The sequence below is a fragment of the Idiomarina sp. A28L genome (assembly GCF_000218785.1).
In the GTDB taxonomy this organism is placed as follows: Bacteria; Pseudomonadota; Gammaproteobacteria; order Enterobacterales; family Alteromonadaceae; genus Aliidiomarina.
On the sequence record NZ_AFPO01000012.1, the window covers coordinates 117,798 to 134,406 of the forward strand.

Genomic DNA, 16,609 nt, shown 5'->3' on the forward strand with positions numbered 1-16,609 from the left:
CTGGGAACTCTAAATGTCGGCAATGAATTTCTTTGAACATCAGGCTATCGCTAGGCGCAATACGCGGCTTTTGGTGGTGCTATTCGGATTAGCAGTGATTTCGTTACTGTTACTCACTGGTTTACTTGTTGCCGCCTTTACCGGCGGCATGAGTGCCATGGACGAAGAAAGTGCAGGCGGCGGCCAGTTTCTTTTTCATTGGGATATTATTGTTGCCGTAATGGGAATGACCCTTTCCGCCATCAGCCTTGCCGTGCTATTTAAGTGGTATATGTTAAAAGGTGGCGGCAAAGTTGTTGCTGAAAGCCTTGGTGGCCGCCGTTTATCACCCGATAGTAACGATGCCACCGAACGTAAAGTACTCAACGTAGTGGAAGAAATGGCAATTGCCGCGAATATGCCTGTTCCTCCGGTGTATTTGATGGAGCAAGAGCAAGGTATTAACGCCTTTGCTGCTGGCTACTCACCACGAGATGCAGTGATAGGGGTTACCCGAGGCTGCGTTGAAAATCTTACTCGTGATCAACTGCAAGGCGTTATTGCCCACGAAATAGCCCACATTTTGAATGGCGATATGCGCATGAATATTCGCATTATCGCAATCTTAAACGGAATTCTATTTATCTCTCATGCCGGATATCTGTTACTTCGTACGGGCATGTATAGCCGCCGCAACGATAAAAACCCTTTGCCCTTTATTGGTATAGGGTTGCTGGTTATTGGTGCGCTTGGGGTTCTCTTCGGAAATATCATCAAGGCGGCCGTAAGCCGGCAACGAGAATATCTAGCCGATGCTTCAGCCGTGCAGTTTACTCGAAATCCGGAAGGGATTGGCGGGGCTTTAGAGCAAATTGGCGCACTAAGTTCCGACAAGGGATCGGGTAGTAAAGTAGAAAGTAAAAATGCCGATGAGGCCTCACATCTATTTTTCGGCCAAGCGATTAGCAAAGCGGTTTCATTGTTTGCTACTCACCCACCGCTTGCTAAACGTATCAAGCGTGTACGTCCAAACTGGGATGGTAAGTTCCGCAGCAATCCAAAAAAGCAGCTTGCCGAGGAACTAGCAGCAGAAAGCAAGCTCAGTGAAAAAGAGCGTATGGCTCAACGCATGGCAGTTCTTGGCAGCACAGCGGGTGCGCTTGGTGGTGGCATAGGCGGCGGTGTTGCGGCTTCATTACCTGAGGGTATGATTCCCGGTGATTACGCCGATGCTGGGCAAAACTTCACTCAGGGTGTTGTAGCCGCAACCATTATTGATGAAGCTATGCGCACTGAAGTTCGCCAGCAAGCCGGAGCGCAAGCATTAGTATTTGCCATGGCCTTAAGTGCTGATAATGAAGTGCGTAACAATCAATTCAAGATTATTGCTTCTGAACACGATCGTGAACTGCAGCAGCGCAGTGAAAAAGATTATCAGCAAATTTCCGAGCTTCCGCTCGAACAACGCCTGCCACTTATTGAGCTTTCGGTGCCCGCATTAAAATCGCTCGATAAAGATGAAGCCTACAAAGCCCTCGCAACGTTAGATAAATTGGTGGCAGCTGATAATCAAGTTTCGCTTTATGAATGGTGTTTGGTGCAGATGCTGCAACGCTACGTGCGTGCTGAGTTCGAACCCAACAAACGAGTGGCTAAAGTAGGTATTCGGAAGCAATCAGATGCCGAATTTACTTTATCGGTGTTGGCTTGGTATGGCCATGAAAGTGATAGTGCAGCAGAAGCTGCTTTTGCAGCGGGTGCGCAAGGCTTCTCTAAAAACCTAAAACCTTATCGCCAACAGCCCTTTAATTTTGCAGAGCTAAGTGATTGCTTAGATCGCATCGACCAATGGTCGGTGCAAGAGAAAGAGCAGATGGTAAATGCTTGGCTAACCTGCGCCAAAAATGATGGTGAAATTAATGTGGTTGAGCGCAAGCTTCTTACTACGCTTTCAGCTTGTATTGGTGAGCCACTACCGCACGAATCTGAGCCGCAATAGTTTCTGGGTCTTCTTGCATAAAGCAATGCCCACCCTCAATTTCAGTAATAGAGAGATTGGGGTGGGCAGCCTTCCAAGCCGCCATCGATTTATTTAAAAACGGATAGGTGTGCTTGCCGATCCATACGAATGTGGGCACGGTTACTGCACTGAGTTCTCGCCATAATTTTGGCACATAGGTGCTGAATATTTCCGCCTCCCGCTCTGGCAAACACTTTAACTGCTTTCCTTCCGGAGTAGGCTCCATAGCGTGTTGAACATAAGCCGCCAGCGCATTTTCTTGCCAGCCTCGAAACATCCCCCGGCCCCGCAATGCATCCATTGCCGCTTTTTCGTCGGGCCAAAGCATGCGGCGGCGACGCGCTTTTTTAGCTACCGGATTCAAACCAATGCGGCCAAGTGGCATTGCCCAACGAATCATGCTTTGCGGGAATAACATGGGATCGAGCAACAGCAATTGTTGAAACAGATTCTTATCGGCTGAACTCATAAGGCTGGTTAAGGCACCACCAAAGCTATGGCCCATGCCAATATGCGGCACATTTGGATACTCAGCTGAATATTGCTTCCAAGTGTGGGCGGCTAGCTCGCCAGAGCGGCCCCAGCCTACAAATTTTCCACCATGCTCACTATCACCATGGCCTTGGGCATCATGCAAAAAGATATCAAAATGTGGGGCTAGCTGTTGCCAAAGTGGTAAATAAGTTAGGCCCGAATAGCTATTGCCATGAATAAAATGCAAAACAGGAAGGCCGCGCGCAGGTGTACGAACCCCCTTCAACATAAAGCCCTCGGGTGCAGAAAACTGCCAGCGTAACCAAGCTATGCCACCAATTTCGAGTTTCTGTTCCTGTTGCATCAACTTTCCTAATTAGGATTAACCCTACAAAATGCTGGTTGAAAAATTTCAAAATCAGCGCAAGATAACTGTTCTTTTTATATCTACGCGGCACTCATAAGTTTTAGTTCAAGCACTATTACTGCCAAGTGGCGCACAGTAAGCAAGCATATTTGAGGGCCTAAAATGGCACAATGGATAATCGGTACTGTAGTTGAAAATAAACGTTGGCACGATGATTTATTCAGCTTACGGGTGCAAACGCCAACACCATTTTCATTTACCGCAGGGCAATTTGTAAGGCTTGGCTTACCCGGCACCGAAAAGCGAATTCAGCGCGCCTACTCTTTAGTAAACAGCCCAAATGATAACCTACTCGATTTTCTGATTACCAGCGTGCCTGATGGCGAACTTTCACCGCGCCTCGATTTACTTAAGGTGGGCGATACGTTAGAAGTAAGCGCCCCGCCTACAGGCTTTTTTATTCTCAGCGAAATCCCCGATGGTAAAACCCTTTGGTTAATTAGCACTGGCACTGGTATCGGGCCATATCTTTCGATGCTCCACACCGAAGAACCCTGGCAACGCTTTGAACATGTAGTTCTCGTGCATGGTGTTCGCTACGGCAGAGATCTTTGCTACCAAGAGCAAATTCAGCAGTGGCAACAACAATACCCAAACCGTTTTCATTATCAACCGGTGGTAACTCGTGAAACCGTGCCGAATGGCCTGCAACAGCGCATTCCGGTTCTAATAGCCAACGGCTTGCTCGAGAAAGCCGTGGGGGTTGATTTAGATAGCCAAGCGCAAGTAATGATATGCGGCAACCCTGCCATGATTGTTGAGAGCAAAGCGGCGCTTTTGGAGAAAGGCTTGGATAAAAACCTTCGCCGCAAACCTGGTAACGTAACCGTTGAGCAATATTGGAAATAGCGGCCTACCGAGCTCGCTACATCCAACGTTTATTGTTTGTTGCAGTAAGTGCCAAAATTTCTCGCTGCAAACGCTCAGCTTGCTCTTTTGGTATGCACGGAATAGAAAGCGTTCCGCCCGCGGTATCAATTTTTAATGCACGTAAGTTGAGCAGCCGCGAAAACGGGTTTGAACTAATACGAATGCGCTGCATTTTTGCTGCTGGAGCCCAACGTTCACTAACGCCAAATAACCCGGTTTTTACCGCTATCCATTCGCCATGGTAATGCCAAGCAAAGTTTCGCCACCATAGAAAACGTAATAAAAGAATAGCTACAGCTACCGCAATACCCGCCCAAGGGTTCACTAACCAACCTGCTACAACGCTAGGAATCAGCCAATAACGTGGAATAAGTATTTTGTGCACACGATTCCATTGGGGTTCAGGTAATTGCAAATCGCTACCGATCAAATCACGGTTACTACGATTCAGTACAGGAACAGTAAAACGTCCTTCGGCTTTATCGTTTATACCACCCGCTTGCAAAATGCGAAGCTGCCAACGCCGTAATACTCGTGCAACTAAGCCTTGGCGGAACTCAATCAATTGCAACTTCGGAATTCGGAAACTGCGCGATAAACTGCCGATTAAACCTGCTTTGTAAGCAACTCTATCGCCTTGCCGTTGCAGGTGATAGCCATAGTATTGATTATAGAAAAATAGCACGGCACCAAGTAACACTATTACTAACGCAACAAACCCAAAGCCCACCAAAATCACTACCGCTTGCCAAACCGAGGCAAAGCCTTCAACGAAGTTTTCCATCCAATCAATTACATACTCAGATACAAACTGATTGGAGAACAATAATGCCGCGAGCACACCTACAACCAAGAGTGCATTTTGAATAAGCCCAACGCGCAGAATTTCAGAACGCGGTAACAATAACTCAAAATCGGCTTGCCGATCAGCATTCAATACATCGCTTTCAGCGCTCGAATCAGTGGCCTTCAAAGTATTTAAAATATCTTTCTGCAGTTGCTCTGCTAAATCATCGGCTAACCCCGCAACCTCAACTTCCGAGCCTTTACTACCTGCACTTTGCAACTGCAAGATGGCCAACTTAAAGGGCTTGAACCAGATTGGCCGGCGAATATCGGCTTGTTGTATGCGATCGTAATCAAGATTCAGCTCAGTACGCTTCAGCACACCTTGGCGCACCCGAATGCGTTCCGGTTCGAGAACGTAAGAAAACCGACGATAACGCAAAAAAGTTGCCACGAGCAAAATAACAAATATCGCACCTACCGCAACCGGCCACCAATGCAACAGGCTTCGTAAACCAACAAATATCGCCACTAAACCCGGTAGCGCGTTATATAGGTGCTTTATGGTTAGCCGCACACTACTAATAAAGAAGAATATCAGCGAAACTAGCGGCAGCCGTTGCCAATCAAGTACATCCGATTTCATTCAGGCTTTACCTTAGGAGAGCTACTCGCCTGTTCGTTCTCATCTTGCTGCACAGAGGCTTCTTCTGAATCATTTTCTGCAGCTTCCACAGAACTGGTAATCGAGCCTTCTTGCAAAACTTCATCACGAATCTTAGCAATCAGGTTGTTACGAATTTCTTCACTCACCGCTGGTGCTAGGCCTGGAATCACTAGATCAGAGCCCATACCTCCGGCAGTGAATAGTTTTAAACGTGAAAGCCCAAGCATGCGCTCTACCGGCCCGCGTTCGATTTCCAAATGCTGCAAGCGATTATGAGTTACCGAAGTTTCTCTATGCCAGAGCGCACCGAGGCGAAACCGCACTACATCGGTTTCCAGCGCATAGCTGGTTACCCGGCAACGGGCAGGCGCCCAGAATATAAAAAGAATAAGCCACAACACAAAAATACCGGAAGCGATCGCCAAAGGAATCCATGTCGGCAGTTTATCTATCCAAATCGCCGCTGCTATTGCAGCTATAAAGATACCACCCAAAAACACAGTGTTGCCGAACCGAAGCTGGTTTTTATAGTTCGGTTCTACAGGAATCCATTGAATATCATTCATTTTTATTATCGTTCCTAACAAGGGTAAGGTAGAATTTGCTCTATATTACGGCAGTGATCATGAAACACCAGTAGCCATTTACATTCTTATACAATTTCGTTGTTTGCATCCTACTGTTTTTCTCTAATACTAAACAACCACTGTGACAATTAAGTTCTATCACTTAGGAATGGTATGCATCAAATATTGCGAAATATTTTTATCCTTGCACTATTGAATCTCTTTCTTTTCGGGCCAAGCTTTGCCGTATCGGCCACTTCAGCAGTGCAACAACAAAACCAACCCACTGCCTCTGTTATCGCAGAAAACACGGCTACGCTTGAATGGGTAATTAATACCGCGCCGCCTTTTCATATCGTATCAGGGAAATTAGAAGGGCAAGGTATTTGCGATGTGCTCATAGATGTAATCGATGAGGCGATTCCAGAACTGAAAAGCAACCGCACCGTTTTTCCTTCAACGCGCATTACCCAGCAATTCGATCGCAACCAAAATCAATGTTTTCCTTGCATGATTCACCGGCCAACTTCAACCTCTGCAACTTACACCGAACCAACGCATTTTTATTATCCGCATGGCATTATTACAACCCAAGAGCACGCAGCCGCAATGGTGGTAAAGTATGGCAGCCCAGTAAGCCTAGAAAGCTTGGTACGCGATAGTAACTTTCAATTAGGTTACCCAGCAGGCCGCCGTTACCCTTCTTTGCAGCACATTATTGATGGCTTTGCTGGCACCGAAATTACTCGCGTTGTGCATACCGGCGAAAATGCTACTGCAGCAATATTGGCAATGATTAAAACTGGCCGAATTGATTACACTATTGATTACCAAATTCTAAACAATTTTGATGCCAGCACCTCGAATACAGCACCACTTGCATTTTTACCCATAGCTGAAACAAAAGATAGTTACGTATTAGGAGCTATTGGATGCACCAATAACGAATGGGGCCAAAATATGGTAAACGCAATTAATCAGGTGTTGCCGCAAGTTCGTCAAAATTCTAAATTTCTCGATACCTTAGATTTATGGTTTCGAAATAACCCTGAACCTGAGCCATATCGCGAGCTACTACGTAGCCGTGTATGGCAGTACGCACACTAGCGTTCAATAAAAAATTATGAGGCAATTATGATTAAAGAAAACGATAAAATTCCAGCCGGCAGCTTAACCAAAAAAGGTGTTATCGGAACCGAGCAGTTTGACCCGGCAGAAGCCTTTGCAAAAGGCACTCATGTATTGTTCGCAGTACCTGGTGCTTTTACACCTACATGCTCAGAGCAGCATTTACCGGGTTACGTGCGTTTAGCCGCAGGATTCCAAAATAAAGGCGTAGATGGTATTTACTGCTTAGCCGCAAACGATGCATTTGTAATGGCGGCTTGGGCAAAAGACCAAGAAGTAGATGATAAAGTAATTATGCTTTCTGATGGCGATGCGAGCTGGGCAAAAAGCCTTGGCCTTAGCATGGATACCGGTGCATTCGGCGGTGTTCGTACCCAACGTTTCGCCATGATTATCCGTGATGGCGTGTTGGTGAACTTATTTGTAGAAGGCCCGAAAGCCTTTGAAGTAAGTTCAGCCGAACACGTGCTTAAGCACTTATAGGCCACTGCTACGAATAACTCGTTGCTGTACTGCATCCACAAAAACCGATGCTTTTGCAGCAACGAGTGTAAATACCTTACTTGCTCGTGTAATTCCTGTGTACACCAGCTCTCGGGTGAGTACCGGGTTGATTTCATCGGGCAATACCAACACGGTATGAGCAAATTCTGACCCTTGCGATTTATGCACCGTTAGCGCAAACACCGTTTCAACATCGCTTAACCTACTAGGTAATACCCACTTAATAGAGCCATCGGCTTGCTCAAACACCACACGCAGCTTACCGGTTTCCGGATCTGGTAAAGTAATACCAATATCGCCATTCATTAGGTTCAAAGTATAGTTATTGCGCTGAACTAACACTGGCCGCCCGGCATACCAAGTTTTTGCCCCTAAACTAGCACGAGCTATAAAACCGGCACTTTGTAACCACTCAGTTACAATATCATTCAAGCCCTGCACGCCCCATACGCCTTTGCGCAGAGCTACTAAAACCTGAAAACTGCGGTGAGTATCTAAAACTTCTTTTGCCCACTTATCACGAGCGCTTAATTTGGGAGTAGCCTCAGCACCCAGCTCAAGATCAGCGCTTGCCTCGCCTTTGGCAACTAGCTGCAAATACGTTTTATAACCCTGCACCACTAATTTTCGCAGTTCAGTGAATTCTGTAGGATGAATTTTTTCATGTTGCTGTGGGGTTAGCAGGTTCAAATCATTAAAAGCGGCAAAAATCGATTCGGTGGTGTATGCCTTGCCATTCTCGCTCGCACTTGCACTTGGCAATGTACGGTGTATTTCCCCAGCATTTACCGCCCGCGCTAGATTACCAATGCCAGAATCAGCGCCAAAACGATGGCTTTCGCGAAGCATTACGGTGGCCTGATTGTAGGCACTGGCAGAAGAATCAGAAGAAGGCACCGCAGCAAAGGCCGATAGATCGTGATGGGTATAAGCTTGCAGCATTGCCAAAGTTTCTACTGAATAATTCCCCGCTTCAGCTCCCTTACACAAATCACCGAGCACCGAGCCTGCTTCCACTGAGGCCAGCTGATCCTTATCGCCAAGTAATACCAATTGTGCGTTCTCTGGCAGTGCATTCATAAGCGCTGCCATCATTTCTAAATCTACCATTGAGGCTTCATCAACCACCACCACATCGGCAGCCAAGGGTTGCGTTGCAGAGTGCTTAAACGAACGCCGAAATGGCCGAGCACCAAGCATTTTATGTAAGGTAGTAACCTCGGTTGGAATACCCGCTTGCATAGCTTCCGGTAAGCGAATAATAGCTCCGGAAATCGATTCAGTAAGCCGTGCAGCAGCCTTTCCTGTTGGTGCTGCAAGCAAAATGCGTAAATTATCGCCGTGTTTTTGCCGCAATATTGCCAACAACCGAACTACGGTGGTGGTTTTTCCGGTGCCAGGGCCACCCGTGATAATGGCAAATTTTCGTTGCGCCGCCATAGCGCAAGCCAATGCTTGCCAATCGATCGTAGCGGTATTCGGCTCGCCAAATACTTGTTTCAACAACGCTGGTAAATCTGAATCTACTGAATTTTCCGCATTCGATGTAGCAATGCGTGTTTCGATTGCGTGCGCCACACTATGCTCAGCTTTCCACAAGCGCGCCAAGTAAAGCGCACCTGCAAAATACACTAACGGCTGGGTAACCGTTTCATCTGCATGCGCAAGGCACTGCACCCAAGCACTATTTTGTAGTACCTGATGTAAATCACTTTCCACCAGCGCGGCTTTAAACTCACTTGGTAGTGCGAAACCTAAAACATATTCCGGTGTTTGTATTAATTCAGATAGCCGCATACAACTATGGCCACGGCCATACTGGTGGCTTACGAGCGTGCATAACAACCAACCGAGTGGGTTCGTTTCGGGGGCAAGTTTATGTAAAACCTGGGGCAGTTCGATATCAATCGGCCGCAACTCTCGTTGTGCTAATGCCTTGCTGAACCATTCCTGCACGATACCTGTAGTTATCATTCGGCCGCCTCCGCACGAAATAACGCATCCAGCTCATGCAATAGTTGGCTATCCGGTTTCAACACACATTGGCCCGCTGCCGGCTCACGAATAAACCAATACATGCCACCACCTAAATAATGGTCGATATTATCTACATAATCCGGAATTCGGGCGCTCAGTAACCGATGCAACGCAAATAAATACAAGCTTGCTTGCACATCGTAACGCTTCTCTAGCATAGCCTTTTCCATCGCACGCTCGGTATAGGCTGCGCTATCATTGCCGAGCCAATTAGATTTGTAATCGCACACCCAATAGCGACCAGAATTATCTTGATACGTTAAATCAATAAAGCCCTTAAGCATGCCGTTCAAATCTTCATCAAGCAAGGCCGGGCGCGCTTTACCCGGCCATAGATAACGGCTAATTACCCGATCTAAATCGGCAGCTTTAAGGTTATTTACTTCTAGCCAAAATTCCATTTCCGCCACAATTGCCGGCAGCTCGGTTAAGCATTCATCACCAGTGGCAAGGGGCACCGATGTAAGTTGCTGCAACCAGCTTTGCAATGTTTCCGTTTCCGCTTCCCAACCACGCTGAGTTAATCGACGGCTCAGCAGCGCTTGCATTTCCGGCCCCTCGGTTTGCTTAAATTTATGCTCGGCAGCTACTTCTAAAATATTGTGCAAGAAGGTACCTGCACTGGCGCCGCGAGGAAAGCCATGCATTCCCAGCAAATTTTCGGGCGCATAGGCTATTGTGGGTTCGTTACCTGCTTGTTCAGCAAAACCCTGATCATCATCTTGGTAGTGTTCTTGAGTTGCGGTATCAGGTGCTTCTGGCACATAAATAGCACCTGTACGAAGCGCCGAATAGCTCGCAATCCACCAGTGTTCGGTATGAATTGCCCGCGGTAAGCGCAATGCAGATTGTGGCTGCGCTTCACTAGGTGCGTTCTCATAGGTGGCAAAGCTGGGTTCTTGCTCGTGCTGCCAAGGTAGCTCGGCTAACGCAGTTTTCAAATCTGCCGCCGTTGGTTTTGCCGGCAAGTTCAATAACCAACCCAAGCCACTGCGGTTTACTGCGCTATACTTTGCGTTACCATCGCGATAAGCACCAAGCCCTAGCCAGCAAGCGTAAACTGGGCGAGTTAGCGCAACATAAAGTAAGCGAATGTCCTCTTGCAGGCGCTCGTTATCAGCCCGCGCAATGGCTTCATCGTCGGGCTCAAGCTCCACTATCGTATGCCCAGAATCTTCATTAACCGCATGATAGCGCACCGAATGTTTCGCAGTTACGGCTTTATGGCCACAAATAAACGGTAAGAACACTAAGTTGTATTGCAGCCCTTTCGATTTATGAATCGTAACCACTTTTATCCGATCAGCATCGCTCTCAAGCCGTTGCACTAGTTCTTCATTAGGGTTTGCCGCATCTAACTGCTGCGCAAACCAGCGCATCAAGCCAGTTTCGCCATCACGCTGGCTGCTTTCTTGTTGCAATAACTCTGCTAAATGCAGCATATTTGTAAGCGTGCGCTCACCCGAATCATTTTGTAGCCAGCGCTGCGGTAAATCAAAAGCATGCAGCCAAGCTCGAATCATGGGCAACACACCTTGATAACGCCAAATATCACGAAATTCGCGAACTTGATCAGTAATTTTTTCCCACGCTTGCTCATCTTCAAACCAGTGGCTTAAAGTGCTATCGCTTTGGCCTGAAAGCCTCAATAACAGTGCCGCCCGCAAACGTGTTTCATTTTCTGGTGAATAAACGGCTTGCAGCCAGCTCAGCATGGTGGTGGCTTCTTCAGTAGCGAAAATTGAATCCTTATCCGACATATACACCGAGCGTAATGCCCGGGCATTGAGGGCATCGCGAATTACCTTTGCTTCATTTCTATCGCGCACCAGTATGGCGATATCAGCAGGTGTAATCGTTATTAGCTCATCGTTTTCGCTTTTGCTAAACCCTGAGGTACCTAGTGCGCTGCCATTGAGTAATTCTGCAATTCGATCCGCACAGGCATTTGCCATACGCTGTTGATACTCGCCTTTGCGTAATTCTTCTACCGCTTCATCAGCTAGCCAATAGTTCAATGCCGGTGTGTTTGCTCCGTGCTCTTGCAAGAAACCTTGCTTACCTGCCGCTGCAACCGCGAAAAACGGCAAGGGATTATGGCCTTCGTGCGCAAAACCAAACGCCCCCGCATCCTGCTTTTCAGCCCTTACAAATAGCGCATTCACCGAAGCCACAAGGTTATGGGTAGAACGATAGTTTTTTGGTAAATTATAATGTTGCCCAGCGGTGAGTTCACGCGCATTCAAATAGGTGTACAAATCCGCACCACGGAAGCTATAAATGGCTTGCTTCGGATCGCCCACCAGCACTAAACCATAATCTGTGCTCGTAACCTTAGGATAAATCTTTCGAAAAATGCCAAACTGCACTGCATCGGTATCTTGGAATTCATCCACCATGGCCATGGGAAACTGCACTCGAATACGTTCCGCTAAAGCTTCGCCACCTTCACGGTGCAACGCTTCGTATAAGCGCGTTAGTAAATCATCAAAGCCGAGTTCCGCTCGTTGCTGTTTACGCTTTTGAAACTCTTCTGTAAACCAGCATGCGGCATGATGTAGCACAGCCAAATGCAATTGCGGACGAGCAGCAAATAACGCCACGAGATCAGAAAAACCGGCAAACAATGGGTGGCTCGGTGGGCTAAATTTCGCTTTGGTACCCGCCATCAAATTATCGGCTGAGTATTTCTCTATAAATTTTTGGCTTCCAGAATCGAGCGCATCGAACCGCTCTGGGTGCTTTATCCAATTTTCAAGTTGAGGCCGTTCATTTTCCAGCCAGCCTTTTTCGCGAAATTTGTTCTTGTTTATTATGCTTTTAGCAAACGCTTCATCAAGTTCTGCTAAAGCTTCCGGTTGCATAAACTCACGCAATTTCGCCGCGTGTTGATCTACTTTTTGGAACCAGCCTTGCAGCTGTTCGGCCGCCTTTATTGGCTCGAGTGCAGGTGGCAACGCCGCTCCACTCGCACGAAATTCTAGGCTATCACTTTCCGCACCCAACCAAGGGCGAATAGCTTGATACAGCGCTTCGGGCGATTTAGTAATATCGCCAAAATGATGCAGCACCCGATTATCTGGCAGCGAGTAAAGAAAATAGCGCCAATAATCACGGGCAATTTGTAAACTCAACTCGCGTAAATCTTTATTCATGGTTTGCGCGAATGCGGTGCCAGCATCGAAAGCATGCTCACTGAGCATTCGTTGGCACCAGCCATGGATAGTGAAAATAGCCGCTTCATCCATCCACTCAGCTGCTAGCTGTAATTGCGCTGCACACTTTGCATAATCGCTTTCTGCGTAATCGCTCACAATGCTTGCGAGCACTTCATCCGGCTCGCTTTGGCCTCGAAACACTTGCGCAGCATCTACCAAGCGTTGGCGAATACGATCACGAAGCTCTTCTGTGGCGGCTTTAGTAAAGGTAACCACTAAAATTTTAGGTGGTAGCAGCGCGGCCCCGTTCGCCGGCCCTGTTCCTACTGCACCATGGCCTAATACCAGCCGAACATAAAGCGCCGCCAAGGTGTATGTTTTGCCGGTACCGGCGCTCGCTTCAATTAATCGAGTGCCTTGTAGTGGAAAACTTTGCGCGCTCAATGCAGGTGCCGTTTCATTTATATTGAAATCGCTCATACAAAAGCCTCCGTGCTTTCCGTAATAGGCCCATAAAGCGCTTCCGCCCATTCCGCAAAACCGGCGGCCTCAAGCTCAGCAAAGGTAGCAAAATAACGCGCTAACTCGGGCGAGTTTTGTATCTCACCAGTAAGCTTAAAATCACCTTCATACACTTTTTCGGAGTTGCCACCGCTTAAATAAGCAAAAGCGGTTTTTAACGCTAGCGGCAACGGCGTTTCTAAGCCTTGTTGCCAGCAGCGCACCAAATTCTCTAGCTGCTGCTGCGCTACAACTTGCGGTTTTGCTTGCAACACAATGCGGCTATCTAGCCCATATTGCCAAATAGTAAGTGCATGCCCTGCGGCATTAGCTACCAATTGTTGCAACCAAGCCTCTGTTAACTGGTGCCACTTGGGCTGTCCTTTATCGCGAATTGCTGTTGGCCGCAGCAATACAAACGCAAACTCACCATGCTTATCAACGAAAAGTTGATCGAGCTCGGTTGTTAGGTTGTGCTGCCCAACCGCTAAATTAATTCGTAAGCTATCACTAGCCGGCTCCCAACCGCGTTTATCATCGAGCACGCGATTCATCACTACTTGCACTTCTCGCGCCAATAGTGCTTTGGTTTCCAAACCAAACGCGGCAAATGGTAATACGCCTTCTGCTTCAACCGCTTCTATTTGGGCATTAATACTGCTATTCGTAGCATCATTACTATCGGCTATTCCCTGCTGCAACAAGCGCTGCAAAATACGATTTTTTAAAATATACGATTGCAAGCCATCAAGCTGAAAGGGCTCATCATCATTCAGTACTAAATCATCTTGATAATCTCTGGCGCGAAAGCGCTCAGCCACAAAATAGCGCACGGGGTTACGCAAAAATTGCTGCAGGCCGAGTAGAGATAATTCCGGAAGTTCAGTTGTAGATGCAAGCTGCTGTATCCCGCTATTCAGCTGCATTGGGCTATGCGCATGTTCCCATTCTTTTGCGTAGGTAACGAAATCACCGTTAAAGTAAGCACTAGAAAATGGCTGCAACGGATAATCATGAGTAAGTTTCGGCAATACGCCAGCACCTTTGCTACGCCAACCCTGGGCCAACATATCGCGCAGCTGGTTTACCAACACACTTGCTGGTTTTTCGGTGTTATCGCGATCACTGCGCCCTACCCAACTTAAATACAACGCACTGCGTGCACTCAACAGCGCTTCAAGAAAGAGATACCGATCATCATCACGGCGAGAGCGATCACCTGCACGATAATTCAGCCCCATCAAATCAAAATCATCAGGCCGTCGGCTACGCGGATATTCACCATCATTTAAACCGAGAATATAAATACGCTGAAACGGAATCGCCCGCATTGGTAGCAACGTAGAAAAAGTTATTTTACCAGCCATAAATTTTTGGCTTAGGCCACTTTGCTCAGCCTCCGCCAACCAAGCATCACGCAAAACTGGTAAACTCAAAGTGCCATCAAATTCACCCGCTAACACCGCATCACTTAAACGTTCTAACGCCTCGTTTAATTGCACATACAAACGCTCATCCGTGTCGTCTTGCACATCAAAAAAGGTGGTGAGTAAGTTATCGGTGCCGTTAAGTAGGTTTTGCCATTCACCAAACATACGCTCCGGTTGCGCTGCAAGCGTTTGTGTCCAATGCTTTAGCTGTTGAATGAACTGCAAAATCGGGCCCAAATCAGCCGCGCTCAAGCCCCCAATTTCAGCATAAGGTAAACGCCCCTGCCATTGCTCATGTTCGCCCATGGCGTAGCCGAGCAGCATGCGTTCAACCGCAAAAGCCCAACTAAAGGCATCGCCCATTGCCGCGAGATCGAACACTTGCCGGTGCTCACTATCGATTCCCCAACGAGCCCCCGCTTCGGTAAGCCACAAACGTAGTTGTGGCAGAACTTCGGGTTTTAATTGCAAACGCCTTTGAATGGCGGGCACATCGAGTAAATCAAACACTTCATTCAAGGTTACCCGTTGATCCGGCAACGACAACAAATATTCAAGCGCAATAAATAACGGAACTCGCCCGCGGTTTGCTTGATCGGCAAGAGAATATGGCAAATAACGCTCATCATCACGGTTCATTCGGCCAAACACAGCATTAATGTGCGGTGCGTAATCAGCAATATCGGGCGTCATGATAATAACGTCGCGAGCCCGCAGTGTAGGGTCGGCAGCAAATGCAGCTATCAGATTATCTTGCAGTACCTCAACTTCACGCTGGCGGCTGTGGCAGCGGTGAAAACTAATACTCTGATCATTATCTGATAGGTTTCTCGGCTCAGTTGGTAGCGCATTGAGTTCCAAGATATCGTGCTGTATTTGATGCAATAGCGACCATTCGGCAGCACTCACGCTTCCTGGCTCTTCTGCAGCAATAAAAGCTTGAGTTGCTGGATTAAAAAACACATCAATACGATTACCAAACCATTCTTGATAACGCTCTGGCTGATCGAATTCGTCAATTAAACTCAGGTAATCGCGCGCTTGCTTGCCTAGGCTGGCTAACAATGGCGGCGCATGCAGATATAAATCCTCCGTATTGACCAGTTCAGGCAGGCCAGATTTCCGCTGCTGCCGGCGCTGTTGCCTGCGCACTTCATCGCGAACAGTTGTGATATCACCCCAAAAATGCCGGCACGGATTCAATACCGCAAGCACTACTTGAGTATGTTTACCAAGTGCTGCTAATAGTTCAAGAGTTTGCTTTGGCAACGATGAAATGCCAAATACAATAACGCGCTCAGGCATGGCTGTTAGTTCGATATCGCCGGCGAGTAACTTGGCTAACGCTTTATTATGCACATCAGCGCGGCTCGAGAACGCAACAGTTGCGGAGTGCTGCTGGAGATCCTCCCGCAGTAAACGCCAAAGTGCTGGTTGCCACAATTGTTCTTCTGGTAACGCAAACTCTAATCCAGCTTTTGCGGCCAAAGCGGCCATTTCTTGAGTAAGATCGGCGCCATTTAACTCTGCGTTTATCAGTACATCCGCGCCTTGGCTCCAGCGTTGTAGCCAATCCGCCCGGTACACCTGATATTGATCATAAAGATCTGCCAGCCGTGCAGCCAAATGATAACGCTTGCGGCCATCACTATCATCGCGTAGATAACGTTCAAGCGGTGCAAACACCTTGCCATTTAAAGCCGGTAATAAACGTAAAATACGCCATGTTAAGTTGCCTTTATCGTAAGGCAATGAAGCTGGAATATCTCGCCCAAGCACCATTCGGTAAAGCCGCCACACAAATTGATTCGGTAGCTCCACACGAATGCCTGCCGCCACACCGGGGTGGCCGTTATCAGTGCCCGCAAGTGCCATTTTCAACCATTGCGCAATACCGTTGCTCTGCACTAACACTTGCTCTTCACCAAGTGGCGAAATTGGGTGCTCAGCCATCCATTGCACCAGTACTTCGCGCAAGTTCTCCAGCTGGTTGCCATGCAAGACCATGAAAGCGGGCATTAAACTCATTGGTTTTCCTTTCTATTTATCAGCTTCACTGCTT

The 16,609-nt window shown here is 47.6% G+C and carries 10 protein-coding genes; 4 read left to right on the forward strand and 6 right to left on the reverse strand.

What is annotated here, in order from left to right; all coding sequences use genetic code 11:
- Positions 1 to 13 precede the first annotated feature (13 nt).
- Positions 14 to 1,978, forward strand: a complete 1,965-nt coding sequence (locus A28LD_RS05120; protein WP_007420005.1) for a M48 family metallopeptidase — start codon at positions 14 to 16, stop codon at positions 1,976 to 1,978.
- Here A28LD_RS05120 and A28LD_RS05125 read toward each other — a convergent pair.
- The gene (locus tag A28LD_RS05125) at positions 1,923 to 2,837 is read right to left on the reverse strand and encodes an alpha/beta fold hydrolase (protein ID WP_007420006.1); all 915 of its coding nucleotides are present in this window, start codon (positions 2,835 to 2,837) and stop codon (positions 1,923 to 1,925) included. The two genes, A28LD_RS05120 and A28LD_RS05125, sit on opposite strands and share 56 nt — an antisense overlap.
- 165 nt (positions 2,838 to 3,002) lie before the next feature.
- Between A28LD_RS05125 and A28LD_RS05130 the strand changes: the two genes are divergently transcribed.
- Positions 3,003 to 3,749 carry a ferredoxin--NADP reductase gene (locus A28LD_RS05130; protein WP_007420007.1) on the forward strand — a complete coding sequence of 249 codons (747 nt, stop codon included), beginning with the start codon at positions 3,003 to 3,005 and terminating at the stop codon, positions 3,747 to 3,749.
- Between the two features lie 16 nt (positions 3,750 to 3,765).
- Here A28LD_RS05130 and A28LD_RS05135 read toward each other — a convergent pair whose 3' ends face one another.
- Both A28LD_RS05135 and A28LD_RS05140 read right to left on the reverse strand, forming a co-directional pair.
- Positions 3,766 to 5,202: a PH domain-containing protein gene (locus tag A28LD_RS05135; RefSeq protein ID WP_007420008.1), complete on the reverse strand. Its 1,437-nt coding sequence runs from the start codon at positions 5,200 to 5,202 to the stop codon at positions 3,766 to 3,768.
- Positions 5,199 to 5,789: a PH domain-containing protein gene (locus A28LD_RS05140; protein WP_007420009.1), complete on the reverse strand. Its 591-nt coding sequence runs from the start codon at positions 5,787 to 5,789 to the stop codon at positions 5,199 to 5,201. Before A28LD_RS05140 ends, A28LD_RS05135 begins: the two co-directional genes overlap by 4 nt.
- A 174-nt stretch (positions 5,790 to 5,963) precedes the next feature.
- Here A28LD_RS05140 and A28LD_RS05145 point away from each other — a divergent pair, with 174 nt between their 5' ends.
- Positions 5,964 to 6,896: a hypothetical protein gene (locus A28LD_RS05145; protein WP_007420010.1), complete on the forward strand. Its 933-nt coding sequence runs from the start codon at positions 5,964 to 5,966 to the stop codon at positions 6,894 to 6,896.
- 27 nt (positions 6,897 to 6,923) lie between these two features.
- On the forward strand, positions 6,924 to 7,400 hold the full coding sequence (locus A28LD_RS05150) for a peroxiredoxin (protein ID WP_007420011.1): 477 nt from the start codon (positions 6,924 to 6,926) through the stop codon (positions 7,398 to 7,400).
- On the opposite strand, the gene recD is transcribed toward A28LD_RS05150, so the two are convergent.
- From recD to recC, 3 genes are read right to left on the reverse strand one after another with little or no spacing between them, the layout of a single operon-like run.
- Positions 7,395 to 9,395, reverse strand: a complete 2,001-nt coding sequence (recD, locus tag A28LD_RS05155) for an exodeoxyribonuclease V subunit alpha (RefSeq protein WP_007420012.1) — start codon at positions 9,393 to 9,395, stop codon at positions 7,395 to 7,397. The genes A28LD_RS05150 and recD overlap by 6 nt on opposite strands.
- On the reverse strand, positions 9,392 to 13,096 hold the full coding sequence (recB, locus tag A28LD_RS05160; protein WP_007420013.1) for an exodeoxyribonuclease V subunit beta: 3,705 nt from the start codon (positions 13,094 to 13,096) through the stop codon (positions 9,392 to 9,394). The genes recD and recB overlap by 4 nt, the downstream gene beginning before the upstream one ends.
- On the reverse strand, positions 13,093 to 16,575 hold the full coding sequence (gene recC, locus A28LD_RS05165; RefSeq protein WP_007420014.1) for an exodeoxyribonuclease V subunit gamma: 3,483 nt from the start codon (positions 16,573 to 16,575) through the stop codon (positions 13,093 to 13,095). The genes recB and recC overlap by 4 nt, the downstream gene beginning before the upstream one ends.
- Positions 16,576 to 16,609 lie beyond the last annotated feature (34 nt).